Raw genomic sequence first — 22301 nt, forward strand, 5'->3', positions numbered from 1 at the left:
TGATTCACTTTCTGTCGGGATGATCGGCCCACGGGGAGCCGGAGCATTCCAGGGAAAGGCGCCGGAAGGCGCACGAACTCAAGGTATTCGGACGGTGTCCGTATGGTTACCCTCAGCAAGCAAAGCATCGCCGGAACCCGATTACCACTGTTTCGACTGCGTGTTGACCAGGCCGATTCGCGGACGCGACGGCGCGCGAAATACCGGGAATCGGTGGATCTACCCGCTTGGGAATCGGTCGTGCTCCCGAACCTCGCTGAGGTCAGCGGGTGGGGTCGAACTCGCGCAGGGCCTCCGGCTGCTTGCCGGTGGTGATCTGCTCGGCGAGCATGCGCCCGGTGGCCGGCCCGTGGGTGAGGCCCCACATGCCGTGCCCGCCGGCGACGAAGATCCCGGGAGCGTGCGTGGCCCCGATGAGCGGACGCCCGTCGGGGGTGACGGGGCGAGGGCCGACCCAGGTGTCGGTCCGGTCCTCCCAGGAGACACCGGTGAGCAGCGGCCGGGCCGACGCGATGATCGCGTCGACGCGCCTCTGGTACAGCGGCGCGTCCGCGTCGCGGAACTCCATCGTGCCCGCGACGCGCAGCTTGCCCTGGTACGGCGTGCAGGCCACCCGCACAGCGGGCAGGTAGATCGGGCCGGGCACCGGCTCATCGGTCGGCACCGTGAAGGAGTACCCACGCCCGGCGCGCACCGGCACCCGGACGCCCCACGCCTTGCCGAGCTGGTTCAGCCAGGCGCCGGTGGCCAGGACGACGGCGTCGGCGGTGACCGAGTCCCCCGCGCTCGACCGGACGGTGAGCCCGCCGGGCACGGTGTCCACTCCGGTCACCCGGAAACCGGACCGGATCGTGGCGCCGCGGGCGGTGACCGCGCGGGCCAGCGAGTGGGTGAACGCGCCGGGGTCGACGTAGCGCTGCCCGTCCAGCCGGATGCCGGCCTGGGCGTTGGCGGAGAGCTGCGGCGCCTGCGTGCCGACGGCGTCGCCGTCGAACGCGGTGTACTTGATCTCCAGCCCGGACTCGTTGATCCGCTGGAGCTCGTGCAGCAGCCCCACGGCCTGCTTCTTGGTCGCGAACGCGGCCATGATCGGAGCCTCGGTCGTGGGGGTCTCGACGCCGTTGGAGGTGAGGACGTCGAACGCCTCCAGGCACTCCTCGTTGAACGGGAGGTTGGCCCGGACGGCGCGGCCCCAGTCCTTCCAGTTGCAGTGCAGGGCGAACCGGGCGAGGAACGACCACAGTCCCACGTCGGGGGTTGCCGGCACGTGCAGCGGGGCGCTGCGGTCGAGCAGGGAGCGCAGGCCGTACCGGAGGACGCCGGGCTCGTTCAGGGGGATGGCCAGGCCCGGGGAGAGCCAGCCCGCGTTGCCCCAGGACGCGCCCGCGGCCACCCCGTCGCGGTCGACGATGGTGACGTCGACGCCGCGTTCCTGCAGGAACCACGCGGTGGACAGGCCCACCACGCCGGCTCCGATCACCACGGCCGTACGCGGCCCGCCGTCGATACCCATTACCACTTCTCCGCTCTCACATCTGCCGAATGTGATGAGCATCGCTGGTCGGGAGCAAGAACGGGCTGTACGCCTAGGACAACCAGGAGGTGAAGTTTTGTCCGGCTACGACAGTCCTATGGATTCGCGCCCTGGTCGACGGCCAGGGCGATGAGCATCGCCAGTCGCTTCTCCGGCAGGTCGAGCTGCAGGTTCGTGAGCTCGGCCATCTTCCGGAGCCGGTACCGGACCGTGTTCGGGTGGACGCCGAGCCGGCCGGCGGCGACCGCCAGATCTCCCTGCGCCTCCAGCCAGGCGCGCAACGTCGCGATGTACCGGGTGCTGTGCTCCGCGTCGTGCCTGGTCAGCTCGGCGACCGGCCCGCGGGCGGGGGTGCGACCAGCGGAGGCGGCGGCGCGGAGCCGCTGCAGCAGGATCTCGTCCCACGACTCGTCGTAGGCGACCGCCAGGGCGCGGCCAGGCCGGGTCGCCCGCAGGGCGAGGCTCTCGTCGGCCTCCTGCCTGCTAGCGGGCAGCTGGGCGGGGCTCGCCGGTCCGCCCACGCCGGCGAAGACGGTGACCCGCCGGGGCAGCACGTTCACGATCGCGGCGAGCCAGTCGCGGGCGGGCGTGACGTCGTTGCCGCACGGCAGCACCGTGTACAGCGTGTTGCCGAACAGCGTGCTGCGGCCGGGCCGTGACCAGCCGAAGCCCGTGGTCGCCCGCTCGAAGGCGAGCAGGATCGCGGCGTGCCGCTCCTCGGCGATGTGCGCCTGCAGCGCGATCACCCGGAACTGGCCGCCCGGCAGCCCGAGCCTGCTGACCACGGCGGGCACGTCGGCCGTGCCTTCCAGCAACTGGATGACGAGATCGGACTCCACCCGGCGCTCCAGGTCCGCGCTGACCCGGGAGCGCAGCAGGTGCAGCGCGACCGCCCGCGCCCCGTCGATCAGGACGGTACGGCGGGTGCCGGTCAGCGGGCGCTCGCACTCCACCCAGATCGACCCCAGCGGCTCGCGCCCGGCCCGCACGGCGACCACCATGCGCCCGCGCATACCGTGCTCCGGCGACGGCTCCACGAACAGCGGATCGTCGGAGGCCGCCAGATGCGCGAAGACGCCCTTGCGCTCCAGCAGGCGGCGTACGGCGTCCGCGACGCGCCGGCCGAGGATCGTCTCCAGCCGTACCGGGTCGGCGGTCTGCTGCAGGCCGGAGTAGGCGAGGACGCGCGACATCTGGTCCTCGATCGTCACCGGATAGCCGAGCTCGGCCGCCAGCGAGTCCGCGAAGGCGAACAGATCGGTCGGCCCCCGCCCGGCCTCGGTCTCGCGGCCTTCGAGCACCAGGCCGTACACCACGCCGAAGAGCTGGCTCCAGGACACCGCCGGCTCCACCAGCAGCACGGCGACCCCGCCTTCGCGGGCGTCCGCCAGGGCTTTCTCGTCCAGCGGCGCGTCCTCGCGCACCAGCACCGCGGCCGCCCGCGCCGCCCGCGCCAGCCGTACGGCCTCGGCCGCCGACTCCACGCCGACCGACAGGAACACATCGCCGGTCGCGGGACGGGGGTCGGTCGGGTCGTGCACCACCACGCTGCGCAGCTCCACGTCACGGGAGGCGGGAGCGCAGCACAGCCGGGCCCCGTAGCCCCCGAGGACGTTCACCAACCGATCCAGCTTCAGCATGTCGCCGCGCCCACCTGCCCGTCCTCGCGCATGCGGAAGCGTACACGCGCGGTGACGGGTCGCCCCTTCCGGAACCCTCTTCCTATGGAAGGGTAAGCGCCTCGCACACCCGGTCCACGGCCGCCGGAGCCAGCTCCTTCATCACGCACAGGCGCAGCACCCGCCGTCCCGCGAGGGTGTTGGCCGACACCCACAGGCTCGTCAACGGCGCCGCCGCGGCCTCGGCGCGAAGCCGCGCCAGCAGCCGGTCGACCAGATCCGGCTCGGTACGGCCCGCCGCCAGGTTCAGGATGTTCAGATCAGGCTCGTACCCGCTGACCAACCGCGAGTCGCCCTCGATCGCCCGAAAGCGCTCGTGCAACCGCTGCGCGGTGGCGAGGCAGCCGCCCAGCAACCGCCCGTACCCGCCGACGTGCAGCCCGATCAGGCGATGCGCCGCCCAGACCGCCGCGACGGCCGCCCCGGGCCTGGCGCCCTCCAGCGTGTACGAGCCGAACGCCGGCCGGGCGCCGTCACCCGGAGCGAAGTACGCCGACCGTCCGGCGACGACGGCGGCGGCCCGTCCGTCGCGGAGAGCGAGCCCGCCCGCCGGATAGGGGACGTGGCCGCTCTTGTGCGGGTCCACGGTCACCGAGTCGGCGAGCGGCAGGCACCGGAACGCCTCGTACACCTCGGGCTTCAGCCGCGCGGGGAAGGCCCTCGCGGCCACCTCGTCATACGGCAGCATCGAGCCGTCCTCGTCGAGGCAGACGGTGCGGTGATACGCGCCGAACGCGGCGTCGACGTGGACGTAGAACGAGGCGTCGTAGCGCTGTTCGCACCAGTCGCGCAGCCGCATGATCTCGTGCAGGTCGTCGACGCCGCCCTCGCCGCCGCTGCCGAGCGTGGCCACGACGGCCGCGATCGGTTCGCCGCGTTCCAGCAGTTCACGGACGCGCCGCCGGAGGGCGCCCAGGTCGATGCGATGGTGCCGGTCCAGGTCCACGGCCTCGACGTCGCCGGGGGCGAAGCCGAGCAGGTCGGCGCACTTGTCCCAGGAGTAGTGGGCGCCGCGCGCGAACAGCAGTTTCCCGGGGGCGCGCCGGTGGATCTCGCGGGCGAGCCCGCGGACGCGCGCCAGCGCGCCCCTGCCCGCGAGGTCGTCGACGAGGTCCAGGATCCCGCTCACCGGGAGATTCACCAGGCCGGGCCGGGGGAGGTCCGCCACGAGGTCGCGCGACGCCGGGTCCGCGGCGGCGGCCAGGGGAAGGCCGCGCAGGTTGCGCGCGATCCAGATGGCCTCGTAGTTCGCGGCGTGCCCTCCGGAGGACAGGTGAGCCCAGCCCTTGGCCGGGGGGAAGCCCACCAGCCGGCAGAGGTCGTCACCGACCTCGTGCTCAAGCCGGGTGGTGACCGGGGAGGTCTCGCCGGTGACGTTGTTGGGGTTGTAGAGCAGGGCGCACAGGTAGGCGAGACTCACCGCGACCGGCGTGTCCGCGGTCATGTGCGCCAGGTACAGCGGCGACGGCCACGGCGTCGACTCCCGGGCCAGCCACTCGGACAACCCTCGCACCAGGGTACGGGCCGCGCCCAGGTCGGCACTGTCGGCGATCCGTGGACCGGCTGCGCCCAGATCGGCGCTATCGGCGAGCCGTGGACCGGCCGCGCCCGCGCACGACTCGTGCCAGGTGTAGTAGTCGTCGACGATGTCGCCGAGCAGTTCCAGGAACGCGGCCCGGTTTCCGGGGTTCGGGAACAGCCCCGTCCCGGAGGCCGGGGCGAGGCCCGTACCGTCTGATTCGGTCTGGTGTCTCAAGGTGTGCACCCCTACCGCTCGACCAGTGCCGCCATCCGGTCGAAGACCAGTTCGAGTTGGTCCCATGCCTGGTCGCACACGTTGATCAGGTGCGGGAACTGCGACGGCGACAGAGCGTGCAGGCGGTCCCGGCCGATGTCCCGGTGGTCCTGGTCCACCTCGGCATGCAGATCGAAGTACGAAATATCGGTATCGGAGGTGGTCTGGAAGGCGGACTTGGTCTTCTCGCCGAAGATGTGGCAGCTCGACTCCACCACCAGGTGCACGATCACGATCTTCGCGGCCTCGTCCGCGCCGTGCATCTGCATGACGAACCAGTTCCCGGCCGCCTCCAGGATCGGGTCGTAGACGTCCTCCGCCACGGCATGGCGCTCACGCAGCAGCCGGTCGTGGCCGAACTCCTCCCGCAGGTGACCCGCGTAGACCTCGCGCAGCCCGGGGTCGGCGCACACCGCCTGCCGGGCGTAGAGCATCCGCTGGAAGTAGACCGACCAGACGTACAGCGCGGACACGAAGCGGTCGCGCAGCGGCGGCTCGTCGCGCATCCTGCCGCTGGCGAAGAACTCGAACAGGCGATGCCGGGAGAAACGCCGGAGCCGGGCGTGGTTGAGCGCCTCCAACTCGGCCATCGAGGCCGAGACCGCCTGGGTGAAGCGCACCCGGGGCGCGCTCTCGCTCTCGTACAGGCCGCTGCCCTCGAACTGCACCGACAGCCCGTGGAACTCCTCGCCGGGCTCGGTCTCGAATCCGTGCTGAGCGCCCGGCGGGACGCACACCGTGTCGCCCTCGGTGAGCGGCATCCGCAGATCGCCGATCAGCCGGGCCGACCCCCTGCAGACGAGGATCATCGACTTGGTCGGGTGCTCGTGGACGTCCAGGCGCTCACCGTTCCGCAGCCGTACCCAGGCGAGCGAGAAGCGGCCGTGCTCCGGCAGGAAGCGGGCCAGGGCGTCGTGGCGCCGGAAGTCGCGGTGCTCCCCCAGCCAGTGCTCCTCGCCTTCCACCTCGACGGAGGCGATGGCGCGGATGTCGGAGCGGGCGACGGTCACCACGCTGGTGAGCAGCGCAGGCTCCGCCGTGACGAGCTGATCGGTCATGTTCAGGTCCTTGTTCGAGTCGGGTGGGAACCGTTCAGCGCCGTGAGCAGAAGGGCGTTCTCCTCCGGGGTTCCCACGGAAATGCGAAGGTGCGCCTGCCAGCCCTCGGGGTTGACCACCGTGTCGATCCGCGCCAGCCGGAGGGCGGCGACGACCCCGGCCAGGTCCTCGACCTCGACGGTGACGAAGCCCGCGTCCGCGAAGACCCTGCGCACCCGCGGGCATCGGGACAGGCCGGCCGCCAGCCGGTCCCGCTCCTCGACGAAGGCGTCGATACGGCGGCGCAGGACCGAAGGATCGGCCAGTTCGTCCACCGCCCGCTCGATCACCGGGCCGGGTACCGGAAACGGCGCCTGGGCCTTGCGTATGGCCGCGACGACGACGGGATCCGCCAGCACGGCGCCGAGCCGGAGGCCCGCCATCGCGAAGCCCTTCGACAGTGAGCGCAGCACGATGAGGTTCGGGTGCTCGCCCGTGCGGTGCCGGTGCGAGGGGCGCGAGCCGAACTCCACGTACGTCTCGTCGACGATCACGAGCCCTGCGAAACGGGCCAGCAGGTGATCGAGGTCGTCGGCGTTCAGGCGGGTGCTCGACGGGTTGTTGGGATCGCAGAGCAGGACGCCTCTGACGGGCAGCGAGACGAGGCGCCCCGCCGAAGGGGTTCTCGTTGGAGCGCAGGTTGATCAAACCCCTGCTCTCCGGACGCGGGCTGAACGGCCCGATCTGCCGCAGCTCCTGGACCGCCGCCCGGACGCAGCCCCCGACTTCGGCCCGCATGCGGTACTCCTCCAACGACTGTGTGCGGCGCCATGCGGACCGCGAAGAGGCTCTGGAAACAGGTCACGGCCTGATCACCAGAGCCTCAACGGACAAGCTCCCCTGTCACCGGGAGCCGCGGACGAACCTAGGGGTCACCGAACCACGGGCGATCAGGTGGACGAACCCCGGGATAACCGAACCGCGGGCGCTCAGAAGGACCCGAACGCCCAGTTGCCGGGAGCCGCCGGGTCCTGGCTCCGGTAGAACTCCTCGACGCCCTTGGTGTACTCCGCCTTGGTCACGTACCCGTCGCTGTCCTTGTCCAGTTGGTCGAACCCCTTGCGGCTGTCCTGCATCGAGACGCCCAGCCGCTGGTCCATCCGGGTCCACTCGTCGCGGCTGATCTTGTTGTCGCGGTCCTGGTCGAGGACGTCGAACGCCGCCACGCCGAGCTGGATCGCCTCCTTCATGACGGGGTCCGAGCCGGCCGAGTCAACGAACTCGTTCCTGCTGACCTGCTGGTCGCCATCGTGATCCAGGGACCGCTGCAGGGCCTTCCACAGCTTGTCCCCCTGCTGCATGATCTTCTTGCCCTCGTTGGAGTTGGGCGTCGTACCCGCGGCCTCGCAGATCCGCTCGGCGAACGACCTGATGTCGCTCCGCTCGATGTAGCCGTCTCCGTCGAAATCGAGGAGCTCGAAGTGTCTGGCGAGCTTGCGCTCCTTGACCTCAGTGCTCATCTCTCCCCCTTGCGTGTGGACTGGCAGGACCTTTCTGCAGGTCAAGCCACTTGTTTCCCGCCGAGGGGCCTCCTACGCGGTGTGCCATCGAAGACCATCCAAAGCTGGACCTGGCCAGGAACCGCGTCCCGACTCTTTCCCAGACCTGTACCGCGATGCTCGTTGGTGATGAGACGGGGACCGGTTGGCGCGTCCGGCTCGACGAACGGCGGCTAGAAGAGGCTCTGCTTGCGCGGCAGGTCGATGACGCCGAGGAGGGCGAGCAGGCCCAGCCCGGCCAGGGCCACGACGAGGACGGCGAGCAGAAGCCAGACGACCGGATGCCCCAGGTTGAGCGTCCAGGTGGAGGAGCCGAGGCGGGCGTGGACGAGCAAGGCCGGGTCGCGGCGGTTGACATAGACCATGCCCGCGAGGAACCAATGCCGGTCGTCGTCGCGTTGCGCGAGCCCCGAGTCCTCCTGCTCCTCCCCGGGCAGGGCCGGCAGCCGGTGCCCGGCCTGGCCCACCCTGATCTCCCAGGCCAGCCATCCGCCGAGCAGCGCGACGAGCGGCAGGTAGGTGGCCACCTGCCAGCCGACCGCGGGCGTGACGACCTCCCACAGTCGCAGCGCCGCGACGAAGAGGACGAGGTTCAGGCAGGCGGCCGACAGGAGCGACAGGGCGGCGACGCCGCGCAGGTAGACGCGGTAGCGGCGGCCCGAACCGCTGGGCCTGGCCGCGTCGAGGTCGGGGCGGGCGCGCAGCACGATCAGCACCACCACGAGGACGAGCAGGGTGATCGCGGCCTGGTGCAGCACCGGCTCGAAGGCGACCGGCACGGTGGTGGGGACGCGGGTGTCGTACGCGGGGAAGCGCGGCAGCGTGGCGGGCAGGCTGCCGTACCGTGACCAGCCGATGCCCGCGGTGACCAGCAGGATCGCCGCGGCGGGCAGGCCCCAGGGCCAGGGCACGCGGACCGGGTCGGTGCGGAAGGTGGTGTCCACGGTGACGCCCTGCCGCCGCTCGGCCGTCCATCCTCCGGCCTCCTTGGCGGCGCGGATCCGGTGATGGGCGCGGTAGTACAGCAGCAGGCCGGCGACGGCCACGGCGGTCGCGGTGACACCGATCACGACCGGGGGAGCGGCGGAGAACAGCGCCGGGACCGAGATCGTCACGGCGGCGACGGCCACCAGGAGGACCAGACGGGCGAAGCCGCGGCGCTGGGCGACGACGAAGGGGTCGGCCGCCCGCTCGGCGGCCACCCGCACGCCGAACGGCAGCGTCGGCCTGGCCAGTGCCGGAAGGGCCAGCATCAGGCAGGTGACCAGCGCGATCACGGCCAGGTCGGCGGCGATGAGCAGGGTCATGACATCTCCTTGAATCCGTCCAGCATCGCCTCGCATCGCCGGATGACGTCCGACCGCTCCAGGCCGTGGACCGTGGCATCGGCCAGCAGCACGCGCATGCGCTCCGTCCAGTCGTCGGTGAACCCGGCCTCGGGCGGCCCCGTGGTGGCGTCTCGCCGCACGACCGCGCCGCTCTTGCGGTTGATCCGGATCACGCCCTGCTGTCGCAGCAGGTCGTAGGCCTTGTTCACGGTGTGGAAGTTGATGCCGAAGTCGGCGGCCAACTGCCGGGTCGAGGGCAGCGGATCGCCTTCTCGCGCCTCGCCGCGGGCGATCGCCTCCACGATCCGGTCCCGGATCTGCTGGTAGATCGGGACCTCGCTGTCGAGGTCAAGGGTCAAGTGCACACCCATAGAGTATCTGATATACAACTAATAGAACAGATATAACCCCACAACGAAGGACATCGTGATCCAGGCAGGGACTCACCAGGCTGAGGTGCGGGCATGAGGATCGAAGTGCGCGGCCTCACCAAGACGTTCGGGCCGGTGGCCGCCGTCACCGACCTCAGCTTCGACGTCGCCCCCGGCGCGGTGACCGGCTTCCTCGGGCCGAACGGCGCAGGAAAGACCACCACCATGCGGATGATGCTCGGCCTCGTCGCGCCGACCTCCGGCACCGCCACCATCGGCGGCAGGCGCTACGCCGACCTGCCCACGCCGACGGCGACCGTCGGCGCGGTGCTGGACAGCTCGGGCTTCCACCCGGCCCACACCGCCCGCGACCACCTCCGCGTCTACGCCCGCATGGGCCGGTACGGCCGGGCCCGCGCCACCCAGGTCGCCGACCTGACCGGAGTGTCGGCGTTCGCCGACCGCAGGACCGGCACCCTGTCCACCGGCATGCGCCAGCGCCTCAACCTGGCGACCGCCCTGCTCGGCGACCCCCGCGTGCTGCTGCTGGACGAGCCGAGCAACGGCCTCGACCCCGAAGGCATCGCCTGGCTGCGCCGCTTCCTGCGCGACCTCGCCGCCGAGGGGCGCACCATCCTGGTCTCCAGCCACGTCCTCGGCGAGATCGAGCAGACGGCCGACCACGTCGTCATGATCCAGAACGGCCGCCTCGTCACCACCGCACCCATCACGGCCCTCTACGGCACGGCCGCCGTCCTCGTCCACTCCCCCCAGGCGGACCTGCTCGCGACCCACCTCCCGGACGCGACCCGCGTGGAGACCCCGCGACCCGGTGTCCTGCGCATCCACGGCCTGACCACCGCCCAGGTAGCCGCCACCGCGGCGTCCCACGGCATCCCCCTGCACGAGATCACCCCCGAACGCCCCACCCTCGAAGCGGCGTTCCTGAACCTCACCGGAGGCTCCCGATGACCGCGCTGATCTCAGCCGAATGGCTGCGCCTGACCACCACCAGGCTGTGGCTGTGGGGCCTGCTGGCCGCGCTCGCCAGCGGAGCCCTCATCGGCCTGCTCGCCCTCGTCGGCCCGGAGAACTTCACCCCGCCGCTCCCGGGCCTGGACACCGCCCAGGGCGCCCAGGTCGTGCTCGGCCTGCTCGGGCTCACCACCTTCGTCCCCGCGCTGCTCGGCACCGTGGCCGTGGCCTCGGAGTACCGGCACCGGACCATCACAACCACCGCGCTGTTCGCCCCCAGGCGCTGGACCTCGCTCGCCGCCAAACTGGTGGCCTACACCTGCGGCGGCCTCGCCTACGGCGTGCTGGCCGCGGCGGTCGCGGCGGGTTCCCTGTTCGGGGTGGCCGCGCTCAAGAACGTCACCCTCGGCCTGCCCGCCGGCACCATCCTGGCGTCGCTCGGCCGCGTCGCGCTGACCATGGCCGTGTACACCCTGCTGGGCGTCGCCGTGGGCGCCCTGCTGCGCAACCAGGTGACCGCGCTCGCGGTCGTCGGCGCCTACTTCTACATGATCGAGACCGTGCTGATGCTGGTGCCCGGGATCAAGGTCGTCTACCCCTTCCTGCCCGGCGGCGCGACCGCCTCGCTGACCGGGTTCACCTACCTGGCCGAGGCGATCGCCGACCAGACCGGCAGCGCCGCCGCCTCTCTGCTGCCCGCGCCGGTCGGCGGTGCCGTACTGCTCGGCTATGCGCTGGTCGCCGCTGCCATCGCCGTCGCGGCGCCGCTGCGCCGTGACATCGGGTGAGTCGTTCAGTCGTCGGTGGCCGGTTTCCGGCAGGCCGCCGCCACGTTCCGGGGCATCCGGCCGAAGATCAACCCGTGGAACGGGGAGATCAGCCACCAGTAGAGGTGGCCGAGCAGCCCGTGCGGGTGGAAGACGGCGCGCTGGTGGTAGACGGTCCGGCCGTTCTCGTGGGTCTGGCTCAGCTCCAGCCAGGCGAGCCCGGGGAGCCGCATCTCGGCGCGCAGCCGCAGCAGGCGCTCCGGTTCGACCTCCTCCACCCGCCAGAAGTCGATGGAGTCGCCCACCCGCAGCCGCCGGGGGTCGCGCCGGCCGCGGCGCAGGCCCACCCCGCCGACCATCCGATCGAGGAGTCCGCGGACGCGCCAGGCGACGGGCAGGGAGTACCAGCCGTTCTCGCCGCCGATGCCCTCGATGACCCGCCACAGCGTCTCCGGATCGGCGGCGACGGGCCTGCTGCGCCGGTCGACATAGAGGCTGCCGCCCGCCCAGTCGGGGTCGGTGGGCAGCGGGTCGCTGGGCGCGCCCGGCGTGGAGGCCGACGACCACCGCGTGGCCACGTCCACATCTTTGATCTTCTGCAGGGCCAGAATGAGGGAGTCGCGGAAGCCGATCAGGCCGTCCGGCGGGTCCGGGACGTACTCGGCGATGTCGTGTTCGCGGCAGACGGCCTCGTGGCGCAGGGACTCCACCAGCGGGCGCGCGATGCTGGGCGGCACCGGGGTGACCAGGCCGACCCACTGACTGGACAGTCCCGGGCTCAGCAACGGCACCGGGATGATCAGCCGAGGCGGCAGGCCCGCCACGGCGGCGTAGCCGTGCATCATGTCGGCGTACGTCAGCACATCGGGGCCACCGACGTCGAAGGACCGGTCCACCTCACCGGGCACGCCCGCCCAGGCGACCAGATAGCGCAGCACGTCGCGGACGGCGATCGGCTGCGTACGGCTGCGCACCCAGCGCGGCGCGGTCATCACCGGCAGCCGCTCGGTGAGGTAGCGCAGGATCTCGAACGAGGCCGAACCCGACCCGATGATCATCGCGGCCCGCAGCACCACCGTCGGCACCCCACTGCCGAGGAAGATCTCGCCCACCTCGGCCCGCGAGCGCATGTGCGGTGAGGAGGCCTCTCCCGAGGTGAGCCCGCCGAGATACACGACGCGCCGTACCCCTGCCGTCTCCGCCGCCGCCGCGAAGGTGCGGGCGGCCACCCGGTCGGCCTCGGCGAATCCCTTCCCCCCGCCCATGGTGTGGATCAGGTAGTAGGCCACCTCGATCCCCTCGAGCGCCTTCCGGGTGCGCTCGGGATCGCTCGCGTCGGCCTCGGCCACCTCGGTCCGCCCCGCCCACGGCAGATCCCGCAGCCGTCCGGCCGACCTCACCATGCAGCGGACGTCATGCCCGGCGTCGAGCAGTTCGGGCACCAGCCGCCCGCCGATGTAACCAGTCGCCCCCGTGACCAGGCACCGAGCCATCACCCCCACCTTTCCACGATCGCCTCCCCTCAGGGTGCCCGGAGAAATGGGCACCGACAGCGACCTTTATCGGTTTTTGGGGGGATCGTGCGGAGGTCGGGTGTCACCTCGCCTGGCCGCACCGGCGGCGCCGGCGGAGCGGCGGAGCCCGTGGGACCCGCCGCTCCGGTCCGGCTCACACCGGCGTCAGCAGCGGTTCGCGCCGTCGAAGGTGCGCACGCCGCGCGGGACCTTGCTGCTGATCGTGCCCCCGGGCCGCACGGAGTGGCAGGAGCCGTCCGTGCCGTGCGCCCAGACGATCTTCAGGCCCATCGTGTAGTCGCAGTCGTTCCTCGCGTAGCCGGTCTTGGTGATGGTGCCCACGTTCTCCCAGACGGTGACGCAGGTCGGGGCGTTGCCCATCGGGGCCGCCGTGGTGGACGCCGACGCCTGGCCGGGGAGGCCGGCCAGACCCAGGAAGAGGGTGACCGTCGTCGCGGTTAGGGCGGCCCGTGTCCTGAGAGCTGTGCGCACAGGGTTTTCCTTTCGGTGGGGAAGGGTTGCCCTTTCGACTAGTAACGAAGCAACTACGTACGGTCAAGGGATTTCGGCGGTAAATCTTGCCCGGCTCCTGGAGGAAAGCCCTGCATATGGTGGTAAATGCGTCTGCCAGGGCCGGCCAGGTTTCCCGGACCATGGGTCATTCCGGGTGGATGACGTAGTGGTGTGGGGTGATCGCGTCGGCGTGGCCGGGCAGCAGGTCGAGGCAGGCGCGGCGGACCTGCTCGGGCAGCGGTTCGAGAGCGGTACGGACGGAGGGGGCGCGAGGGTAGAGGTGGCAGGTGAGCGATTTATCGGGATTTATCGTGATGCGCGGTTGGTAGGCGGGTGCGGCGGCCTCGACCAGGCGGCGGACGGACTCCGGCCGCACCCAGGATTCGCCGCAGCGCAGCCAGTCGGCTCCGTAGGACGCCGGGGCGACGCCGGTGACCGACTCAAGGTCGGCCAGGTCGATCGCCCGGTCGCCCGCCTCGACCAGCAGCCGGATCAGCCCGCAGCCGAGACCTTCGGCTTGCTCCCTGGGCAGCGCCGCCGGGTTCGCCCACAGCACCAGGTCGAGTTCGTCGCCCAGGCGGTTGACCCAGAGGGACAGGTTCGCGGGGAGCGAGGCCGCGGGTAGCCAGGTCAGTTCGACGTCCCCGCTGGCCGGGGACTCCCCGCCGGGGACCGCCTGCAGGCTCATGTCGTTGTACACGCAGTCCCTGGCGTACCTGGTGCCACGCTCGGCGTCCAGGGCGTTGATGGCCTCCCACAGCTCCGCCGAGTCGAACCGGCTGTGCTGGTAGCCGCTGAGCGCGGCGACCCGGAAGCGCCCGATCAGCTCGTCGAACGTGGCCGCGCCGAGGTCCGCCACGATCAGCGCGTCCTGGGCCAGCGGGCCGACGTGCCCACGCAGCCGGGGGTGGGTGCGGTTGCTCGACAGCGAGGCCAGCAGGCAGGTGCGCTGTGCCGTACGGTGGCCGACCAGGGCGCCGAGCGCGGCCATCACGATGACCGAGGGGCTCGCGCCCGTCCGTCGGGTAGTACGTTCCAGCGGAGCGGCGGCGGCGGTGGAGCGGATGCGGAGCCGCGGCAGCATGGCGTGCTCGACGTCGAACGCGACGGGGAACATCGTCTGCGGCGCCCTGGCGAGGCCGGACCGCCAGTGGCGGAGCGTCGAGGCGGCCCGGCGCGACGCCTGCGGGGTGCGTTCGGTGGCGGCCAGGTCGATCGGCTGCGTCGGCGGCGGGCCTGACGGGTCCGTGCCGAGCAGCAGGCGGTCCCACTCGTGCACGACCTGGGCCAGGCTGATCGCGTCGACCGCGGTGTGCGGGAGGACGAACACCACGAAGCGCGGTTCGTCGCGCTCGCGGACCACGGCCATCCGGACCGGCAGCTCGCCTTCCAGATCGAACCGCGCCGCCCGCAGCTCCGCGCCCACCTCCTCCGCCGCCTGCCTGGCCTCGCCGCCCGGATCGTGTACGCCGACGGCGAGCTTCCCCGTCCCGTGCGCGTGCTGGACGTCGCCGGAGAAGGTCGTGCGCAGGCCCTCGTGCCGGGAGATCAGCGCCCTGGTGGCCTCCTCGACGCGGTCCAGCGTGACCCGCTTCGGCAGGCGCTTGATCACCAGGAAGTTCATGTGCGCGGGCGGATCCCGCCGCACACACCGTGCCATGTTGGCCTGGCCCATGGTCAGGGGGCCGCGGCGATCAGACTGCCCTTCGAAGCACACGGTGAGCGTGGTGGTCATGGCCTCGCCTGGTCTCATCTCCGGGCTCGCCGCGGAGGAAATTGGAAAGAACCCTTACAACTAGTTCGCAGAGAACCACACGGGTAGGCGAGGCGCAAGACACCCGTCGGGTCAACCTGTTCACCCGCCGGTGGAAGCCCCGGAGTCGAGCAGGCCGAGGTCGGCGATGGCCTCCGCGGCGGCCCGCGCGCAGACCCGGGTCGCGCCGTAGGTGGCGAGGTGAACCGCGCCGGGCGCCGCCGAGGTGGGCGTGCCCATCTCCACCACCACCGCGTCCGGCCGCCTGACCAGCATCGCGTCGAGCGCGGCCGACACCCAGGCGTGCCGGTGCGCGGTGCGGACGGTGACCACGAGCAGCCGCCCTTCGGCGGCCTTCACCGTCCGCAGCAGCGTGTCGTCGTCCGGCTCGACGAGCCGCGCCACGGTGGTGGCGGGCGCGCGGGCGGTCAGCTCCGCCGCCACGCCCCACGGGGTGATCGGATCGATGGCGAGGTTGGTGGGCGCGACCAGCTCGACGACGTACGGCGGGCCGCCGGGCCGCGGCGGCTGGTTGACCGTGACGCGCAACGCCCGCCGCGCCGCGGACAGCTCGGCGGAGTCGAGCCCGTCGCCCTCTCCGGCCGCCTGCCGGTGCTCCCGGGCCCAGTCGGCCAGGCGGCGGACCCTGGCGGCCGCGTCGGCCAGGCGGTCCTCCGGCAGGGTGCCGTCGGCGACCGCGGCCATGATGGTGTTGCGGATCAGGCCCACCACTCCGGGGGAGGCGTTCTGCCCGCCCACGCAGACGGCGTCCGCGCCCGCGACGAGGGCCCGGACGGTCGCGCCGCCCAGGCCGTACCGTTCCGACACGGGCGCCATCTCGATCCCGTCGGTCACGACCAGCCCGTCGAAGCCGAGCTCTCCCCGGAGGAGCTCCATGAGCAGGCGGCTGCTCGTCGTCGCGGGCGAGTCCGGATCGTAGGCGGGCACGAGCAGGTGCCCGGTCATCACCGCCTTGGCCCCCGCGTCGATGGCGGCCCGGAACGGGGGCAGGGCGAGGCGGCCCAGCTCCTCGGCGGAGTAGGTGACGGTCGGCAGCGCGTCGTGCGAGTCGGTGGAGGTGGCTCCGTGCCCGGGGAAGTGCTTGGCGCAGGCCGCGACCCCGGCCGACTGCACGCCGGTGACCCAGGCGGCGGCGTGCCGGGCCACCAGCCCCGGGTCGGCGCCGAAGGCGCGGGTGCCCACCACGGGGTTGTCCAGGTCGCCCTCGATGTCGACGACCGGCGCGTAGGTGAGGTTCACCCCGACCTCGGCGAGCTCCAGGCCCAGCCCCCGTGCCACATGCCCGGTGAGTACGGGGTCGTCGGCGGCGCCGAGGGCCAGGTTGCCCGGCCGCGAGCTCCCCGTCCTGGCCTCCAGGCGGGTCACATCCCCGCCCTCCTCGTCGGTGGCGACGACCGCGTGCGGGTTCTCCGCCCGAATGGCCGCAGTCAGGGCCTTGACCTGCTCATTTGTCACGATATTTCGCGAATAAAGGGCGATGCCGCCTAGGCCGTTGGAAAGGCGGCGCCTTACCCATTCGGGCAGCGTGGTGCCGACGAATCCCGGCTGTAGCACGGCGTCGGCGAGCGCAGCCAGGACGGAACTCTCGCCTCTCCCGGCACCACGGCTTCCCATTGTTTCCTCCATCGTGACGGCGGCGTGAACGATCGGCCGAAGGCGCTTGTCCGCCTTCGTCCTCAGTGTGTAGCATCAGGGCGGCTAATTAATAGGAAACTTTCTTAAGAGTTGAGCATTGTCAAGTCTCAGGTCAGAAAAACCAGGCTCACCCTGTTAGGGAGACGGTGCAGGATGTCCTTAGCCGCCGAAGACCCGCCTGCGGCGCGAGCCGCGAACCCGAGCGACCAGGTCACCGCCGTGCTGTCCCACGGCCAGGAGCGCATGTGGTTCCTGGACCGACTGGCCGGCGGGGACTCCAGCTACAACATGGTCGTCGCCGTACGGCTGCGCGGCCCGCTCGACCAGGCCGCGCTCGCCCGCGCGCTGACCGAGTTCACCGCCCGCCACGAGTCGATGCGCACCGTGTTCCCCGAGGTGGACGGCATCCCGGTCGCGGTGGTACGGCCCGCGGCCCCGATCGTCATCGAGCTGGTCGAGCTGCCCGGCGAGAGCGGGGACCGGCTGGACGCGCTCGTGGCCGAGCGCACCAACGCCCCCTTCGACCTCGCGCGGGGCCCGCTCTGCAAGGTGAGCCTGATCCGCCTCGGCGTGGACCACCACGTGCTGGTCATGGTGATGCACCACATCATCGGTGACGCGTGGTCCGTCGAGCAGATCATGTTCCCGCAGCTCAACGAGCTCTACACGGCCTTCGCCGCGAAGAAGGCGGCCCCGGCGCGGCAGGCTCCCAGGTACCGGGACCACGCGGTGGCCCAGCGCGAGCGGGACCACTCCGGCCACCTCGCCTTCTGGAGCGCGGAACTGGCCGGGGTGCCCTCGCTCGAACTGCCGATCGACCGGCCCAGGCCCGCCGTACGGGGTGGTCAGGGGGCCATGGCGATCCGCCGGATCCCCCTTGAGGTGTGGACCCGGGTCACGGAGCTGGCCAGGGCCGAGCGTTGTACGCCCTTCATGGTGTTGATGGCCGCCTACCAGGTGCTGCTCCAGCGGCACAGCGGTCAGGACGAGTTCTGCGTCGGCACGCCCATCGCGGGCCGGGACGAGGAGGAGCTGGAGGCGGTCTTCGGGCTGTTCATCAACACGCTGGCGGTCCGGGCCGACCTGGTGGGCGACCCGCCGGTCAGGGAACTGCTCAAGCGGGTACGCAAGCGGCTGCTGCGCGGGTTCGGCAACGCCGCGGTGCCCTTCGAGCAGGTCGTCGGCGAACTGGGCGTGGACCGGGATCCGGCGATCCCGCCGGTGTTCCAGACGATGCTCATGCTCGGCAACCCCGACGGGGAGCCGCTGCGGCTGGGCGAGACGGTGGGCGAGGCGGTGTTCTCCGGCCTCGCCTCGGCCCGGTTCGACCTGGCGCTCGACGTGGTGGTCTACCCGGACGCGCTGCAGCTCCTGTTCACCTACAGCACCGAGGTGTTCGAGCCCGCCACGGTGGAGCGGCTGGCGGGCCACCTGGAGCGGCTGCTGAGGGAGGTGGCGGCGCGGCCGGAGGCGCGGCTGAGCGAGCTGGCGATGCTGCCGCCGGAGGAGACCGCGCTGCTGCTTCCCGGCGGTCCGGCTCCGGACGCGGTCGTGCCGTACCTGGGGCTTGACGAGTTGATCGCCGCGCAGGTGCGGCGGGAGCCGGGCGCGGACGCCGTCGTCACGCCCGCGGGGGTGATGAGCTACCTCGAACTCGATGCGAGGGCCGAGGCGCTGGCCAACGGGCTGGCCGCGCGCGGGGTGCGGGCCGGTCAGCGGGTCGCCTTGTGCTTGAAGGCGAGCCCGGAGGCGATCGTCGCGGTGCTCGGCACGCTCAAGGCGGGCGCCACCTACGTGCCGCTCGATCCGGCCCAGCCGACCGAGCGGCTGGGCGCGCTCCTGGCCGACTGCGAAGCGGCGCTGGTCGTCGTCCCGGACGAGTCCCAGGTCTCGCTGCCCGTCGGCACGCCCGTGGCCGGGGTCGGCGAGCTGTGTGCGCACGCCGGAGCCCCGAGGCCGGAAAAGGAGAGCGGCGCGCCCGCCTACGTGATCTACACCTCGGGCTCGACGGGCGCGCCCAAGGGCGTGGTGGTCGGGCATGACACGGTCGCGCGGCTGGCGACGGCCTTCGTCGACCTGCACGGGTTCGGGCCGGGCCAGCGGGTCCTGATGGTTCCGCCGCTGAGCTTCGACGCCTCCGCCGGAGACCTCTACCCCGCCCTCGTCAGCGGGGCCGCGATCGTGCTGCACCCCGACCCCGTCGCGCTCACTGGACAGGAACTGCTGCGGCTCTGCGCTGAGCAGGCGATCACCATGGTGGACGCCCCCTCCGCGCTCTGGCAGCAGTGGGTCGACGACCTGGCCGGGCTGGAGGTGGTGGACCCGGGCCCGCTGGCGACGGTCATGGTCGGCGGGGAGAGCATCCCGGTGGACAGGCTGCGCACCTGGGCCCGCCTCACCGGCGGACGCCTCGCCTTCTACAACCACTACGGCCCCACCGAGGCCACCGTCTGCGCGACCGTCTACCAGACGGTCGACGGGTCGGAGCTGGGCGACCGCACCCACCTGCCGATCGGCTCCGCGCTGCCGCACGTACGGGCGTACGTGCTGGACGGCCGCGGCGGGCTCGCGCCGATCGGCGTGCCCGGCGAGCTCCACCTGGGCGGACCCTGCCTGGCGCTGGGCTACCTCGGCCTGCCCGAGCTGACCGCGGAGCGCTTCCTGCCCGACCCGTTCTCCCCGGAGCCGGACGCCAGGATGTACGCCACCGGCGACCTGGCCAAGCGCCGCGCCGACGGCCAGTTGGAGTTCCTCGGCCGGGCCGACCGGCAGCTCAAGATCAACGCGGTGCGGATCGAACCCGCCGAGGTGGAGGCCGCCTGCCTGGCCCGCACCGGCGTGCGCGAAGCCGTGGTCACCGCCGTCGACGGGAGGCTCGTCGCCTACCTGGTCGGCGAACCGGTCACCAGGGCGGAGCTGCGGGCCTTCCTCGCGGCCAGGCTCCCGGCCGCCATGGTGCCGCAGGCCGTCGTCATGCTGGACAGCCTGCCGCTGACCCCGCACGGGAAGATCGACTACCGCGCGCTGCCCGCGCCCGAGGCGGAGGCCGTGCCGTACGAGAATCCGCGCACGCCCACCGAGCGGGCCATCGCGGCGGTGTGGGAGGAGGCGCTCGGGGCTGCGGCCGGGCGGCGGGACAACTTCTTCGACCTCGGCGGCCACTCGCTGCTCACGCCCAAGATCGTCAACCGGATCGCCGCCGTCACCGGAGTCGCCGTCGAGCTCGGTGTCTTCTTCGCCGCCGCCGACCTGGCGGAGCTGGCCGCCCGCGTCGACGGCCACGTTCAGGAGGCGGCGAGGCCCGACCTGCGGGGCGACGCCACGCTGCCGGACGACCTGCTGATGTCGGGCGGCCCGGTGCCCGCGACCCCGCCGCGGCGGGTACTGCTGACCGGGGCCACCGGCTTCCTCGGCGCCTACCTGCTGGCCGACCTGCTGAGCGATCCGGACGCCGTGGTGCACTGCCTGGTCAGGGGCGAATCCCCGGTCAAGCGGGTGCGCGGCAACCTGGAGCGGTACGGGCTCTGGCGGGACGCCTTCGAGGCCAGGATCGTGCCCGAGGCGGGCGACCTGGCCGCGCGCGGCCTGGGGCTGCCGCCCGGACGGCTCGACGAACTGGCCGACACCCTCGACCTGATCGTGCACAGCGGCGGTCTGGTCGACTTCGCCCGGCCGTACGGCAGGCTGCGGCCCGCGAACGTCGAGGGCACCCTGGAGATCCTCCGCCTGGCCGCCCACGGCGCGCTCACCACGCCCGTGCACCTCGTCTCGACGCTCGGCGTGCACCTGACGCCGGGGGAGCGCACCGTCCGCGAGTCGGACCCGCTGCCCGACCCCGACCGGCTGCACCCCGGCTACGACCAGAGCAAATGGGTGGCGGACCGCCTGGCGGAGGCGGCGCGCGAGGCGGGCCTGCCGGTGACGATCCACCGGCCCGCCAGGATCTCCGGCGACACCCGGACGGGCGCGTGTCCGCCCGACGACTTCCTCGGCAGGTTCTTCGCCACCTGCGTGTCCATCGGCTCCGTACCCGACGGCGAGAACCTGGACCTGGCCCCGGTCGACCATGTGGCCGCCGCCATCGGCCACCTCGCCCGCGCCCGCGTCACCGGGGACTTCCACTACTACAACCCGCGCACACTGACCTCGCCCGAACTCGTCGAAGGGCTGCGCGCGAACGGCTTCCCCGTCCGCCTCGTCCCCGGCGCGCGGTGGCGCGCCGAGGTCCGCGAGCGCCTCGCGGCCGGCGAACCGCTCCCCGTCGCCGCCTTCCCGCGCTTCTTCGCCGAGTACGGCGACGCCAAGGGCCCCGTCTTCGACTGCACCGCGACAGAACGCACGCTGGCCGCGGCCGGGCTGGCCTGCCCGCCCGCCACCGCGCTGCTCGACGGCCATCTCGGCCACCTCATCGCCACCGGCGTCCTGGTTGGGGCCGCCGATTCCAAGGAGAGCCATGAGTGAACGCCCTCGGCAGCACGACAGCGCAGCGCGGGAGTGCCGATGCGGTTCCTGATCGCGGGCGCGGGACCCGCCGGCACCTTGCTCGCCTGCTACCTGGCCGGGCGTGGACACCAGGTCGCCGTCTACGAGCGGCGCCAGGACCCGCGCGGCCTGAACGAGGCGGAGGGCAGGTCGATCAACCTCGGCCTGTCCGCCCGCGGCGTACGCGCCCTCGGCGGCATCGGACTGATGGACCGGATCTGGCCGCTCACCGTGCCGATGCGAGGCAGAGTGGTGCACGTCCCCGGCGGCCCGACGACCTTCCACCCCTACGGCACCCGCGATGACGAGATCCTTTACTCGGTACTGCGCCGGGACCTGGTGGCGCTGCTGATCGACCATGCCGCCGCCCAGCCCGGAGTGAGCTTCCACTTCGGCCACCGGGTGGTCGAGCTGGACCGGGAGGCTCCCGCCGTCCAGGTGGTGGAGGAGGCGACCGGCGAGAGCGCGCGCGTCACGGCCGACGTGGTCGTGGGCGCGGACGGCGCGTTCTCCGCCGTGCGGACGCAGCTCCACCGCGGGGTGCGCGCCGACCACCACCAGGAGTTCCTCGACTGGGGGTACAAGGAGCTGACGATCCCCGCCGCGGACGACGGTTCCGCCCGCGTACGGCTGGAGGCGCTGCACGTGTGGCCCGGCGGCGACGGGCTCATCGTGGCCCACCCCAACCGGGACAACTCGCTCACCGCCACCCTGTTCCTGCCGTACGAGGGGCCGGGTGGGTTCGCCGAGATCACCGACCCCGAGGCGTTCTTCGCCGAGCGCTTCCCCGACGCGCTCCCGTTCATGCCCGATCTGGCCAAGGAGTACGCCGACAACCCCGTCGCGCACCTGGTGTCGATCCGTACCTCGCCCTGGCACGACGCGGGCCGGGTCGTGCTCATCGGCGACGCCTGCCACGCCGTCTACCCGTTCTACGGCCAGGGCATGAACTCCTCCCTGGAGGACTGCCTGGTTCTCGACCAGTGCCTGGGCGCGCATCCCGGCGACCCCGAGCGCGCGTTCGCCGAGTTCCAGCGGGCCCGCCGCCCGCACACCGACGTCCTCGACGAGCTGTCCCGGCAGAACTTCGTCGAACTGCGCGAGCGGCTGCGCTCGCCGCTGCACCACGCCCGCAGGCAGGCCGACCTGCTACTGGCCAGGATGTTCCCCGGCCGATGGCTGCCGCTCTACACGATGATCTCCCACACCACGATGCCGTACGCCGACGCCCTCGCCAAGGCCCGGCGTCAGGACGCGCTCCTGCGCTGGGCCGCCGTGACAGCCGCGGGCGCCACCGCGCTGGTCGCGATGAGGAAGCTCGTCAGGAAGGGACACTGA

16 protein-coding genes are annotated in these 22301 nt (G+C 72.1%); 4 read left to right on the forward strand and 12 right to left on the reverse strand.

Translation table 11 applies throughout. The annotated features are described in order from the left end of the window. Positions 1 to 262: 262 nt before the first annotated feature. The 8 genes from ABZ911_RS15795 to ABZ911_RS15830 form a co-directional block, all read right to left on the reverse strand. Positions 263 to 1513 carry an FAD-dependent oxidoreductase gene (locus tag ABZ911_RS15795; protein WP_358055644.1) on the reverse strand — a complete coding sequence of 417 codons (1251 nt, stop codon included), beginning with the start codon at positions 1511 to 1513 and terminating at the stop codon, positions 263 to 265. A 116-nt stretch (positions 1514 to 1629) separates the two neighbouring features. Next, the gene (locus ABZ911_RS15800) at positions 1630 to 3174 is read right to left on the reverse strand and encodes a helix-turn-helix domain-containing protein (RefSeq protein WP_358055647.1); all 1545 of its coding nucleotides are present in this window, start codon (positions 3172 to 3174) and stop codon (positions 1630 to 1632) included. 82 nt (positions 3175 to 3256) lie between these two features. Further along, positions 3257 to 4969 (reverse strand): pyridoxal-dependent decarboxylase, encoded by a 1713-nt coding sequence (locus ABZ911_RS15805; RefSeq protein ID WP_358055649.1) that lies wholly within the window; start codon positions 4967 to 4969, stop codon positions 3257 to 3259. 11 nt (positions 4970 to 4980) lie between these two features. Continuing rightward, on the reverse strand, positions 4981 to 6066 hold the full coding sequence (locus ABZ911_RS15810) for a cupin domain-containing protein (RefSeq protein ID WP_358055652.1): 1086 nt from the start codon (positions 6064 to 6066) through the stop codon (positions 4981 to 4983). A gap of 2 nt (positions 6067 to 6068) precedes the next feature. Next, the gene (locus ABZ911_RS15815) at positions 6069 to 6701 is read right to left on the reverse strand and encodes an aminotransferase class I/II-fold pyridoxal phosphate-dependent enzyme (protein WP_358055904.1); all 633 of its coding nucleotides are present in this window, start codon (positions 6699 to 6701) and stop codon (positions 6069 to 6071) included. Positions 6702 to 7034: 333 nt separating this feature from the next. Beyond that, positions 7035 to 7565, reverse strand: a complete 531-nt coding sequence (locus ABZ911_RS15820; protein WP_358055654.1) for an EF-hand domain-containing protein — start codon at positions 7563 to 7565, stop codon at positions 7035 to 7037. Between the two features lie 212 nt (positions 7566 to 7777). After that, complete coding sequence (locus ABZ911_RS15825) at positions 7778 to 8911, reverse strand: hypothetical protein (RefSeq protein ID WP_358055656.1); 1134 nt, start codon at positions 8909 to 8911, stop codon at positions 7778 to 7780. After that, positions 8908 to 9297, reverse strand: coding sequence for a GntR family transcriptional regulator (locus tag ABZ911_RS15830; protein WP_358055658.1), 390 nt, complete (start codon positions 9295 to 9297; stop codon positions 8908 to 8910). The genes ABZ911_RS15825 and ABZ911_RS15830 overlap by 4 nt, the downstream gene beginning before the upstream one ends. Positions 9298 to 9396: 99 nt before the next feature. Between ABZ911_RS15830 and ABZ911_RS15835 the strand changes: the two genes are divergently transcribed. Together ABZ911_RS15835 and ABZ911_RS15840 are read left to right on the forward strand one after the other, a co-directional pair. Then, complete coding sequence (locus ABZ911_RS15835) at positions 9397 to 10275, forward strand: ATP-binding cassette domain-containing protein (RefSeq protein WP_358055660.1); 879 nt, start codon at positions 9397 to 9399, stop codon at positions 10273 to 10275. Beyond that, a complete protein-coding gene (locus ABZ911_RS15840) occupies positions 10272 to 11066 on the forward strand; it encodes an ABC transporter permease (protein WP_358055662.1) in 795 nt (264 codons plus the stop codon). The genes ABZ911_RS15835 and ABZ911_RS15840 overlap by 4 nt, the downstream gene beginning before the upstream one ends. A gap of 5 nt (positions 11067 to 11071) precedes the next feature. On the opposite strand, the gene ABZ911_RS15845 is transcribed toward ABZ911_RS15840, so the two are convergent. From ABZ911_RS15845 to ABZ911_RS15860, 4 genes are all read right to left on the reverse strand, one after another. After that, positions 11072 to 12538: an SDR family oxidoreductase gene (locus ABZ911_RS15845; RefSeq protein WP_358055664.1), complete on the reverse strand. Its 1467-nt coding sequence runs from the start codon at positions 12536 to 12538 to the stop codon at positions 11072 to 11074. A gap of 186 nt (positions 12539 to 12724) precedes the next feature. After that, positions 12725 to 13051: a hypothetical protein gene (locus tag ABZ911_RS15850; RefSeq protein ID WP_358055666.1), complete on the reverse strand. Its 327-nt coding sequence runs from the start codon at positions 13049 to 13051 to the stop codon at positions 12725 to 12727. 166 nt (positions 13052 to 13217) lie between these two features. Further along, a complete protein-coding gene (locus ABZ911_RS15855; RefSeq protein WP_358055668.1) occupies positions 13218 to 14807 on the reverse strand; it encodes a condensation domain-containing protein in 1590 nt (529 codons plus the stop codon). A 120-nt stretch (positions 14808 to 14927) separates the two neighbouring features. Further along, complete coding sequence (locus tag ABZ911_RS15860; RefSeq protein ID WP_358055670.1) at positions 14928 to 16472, reverse strand: glycoside hydrolase family 3 N-terminal domain-containing protein; 1545 nt, start codon at positions 16470 to 16472, stop codon at positions 14928 to 14930. A 162-nt stretch (positions 16473 to 16634) separates the two neighbouring features. On the opposite strand from ABZ911_RS15860, the gene ABZ911_RS15865 reads away from it, so the two are divergent. Then, on the forward strand, positions 16635 to 20942 hold the full coding sequence (locus ABZ911_RS15865; protein ID WP_358055672.1) for an amino acid adenylation domain-containing protein: 4308 nt from the start codon (positions 16635 to 16637) through the stop codon (positions 20940 to 20942). Positions 20943 to 20981: 39 nt separating this feature from the next. After that, a complete protein-coding gene (locus tag ABZ911_RS15870; protein ID WP_358055674.1) occupies positions 20982 to 22301 on the forward strand; it encodes an NAD(P)/FAD-dependent oxidoreductase in 1320 nt (439 codons plus the stop codon).

This window comes from Nonomuraea sp. NPDC046570 (assembly GCF_040645915.1).
GTDB lineage: Bacteria > Actinomycetota > Actinomycetes > Streptosporangiales > Streptosporangiaceae > Nonomuraea.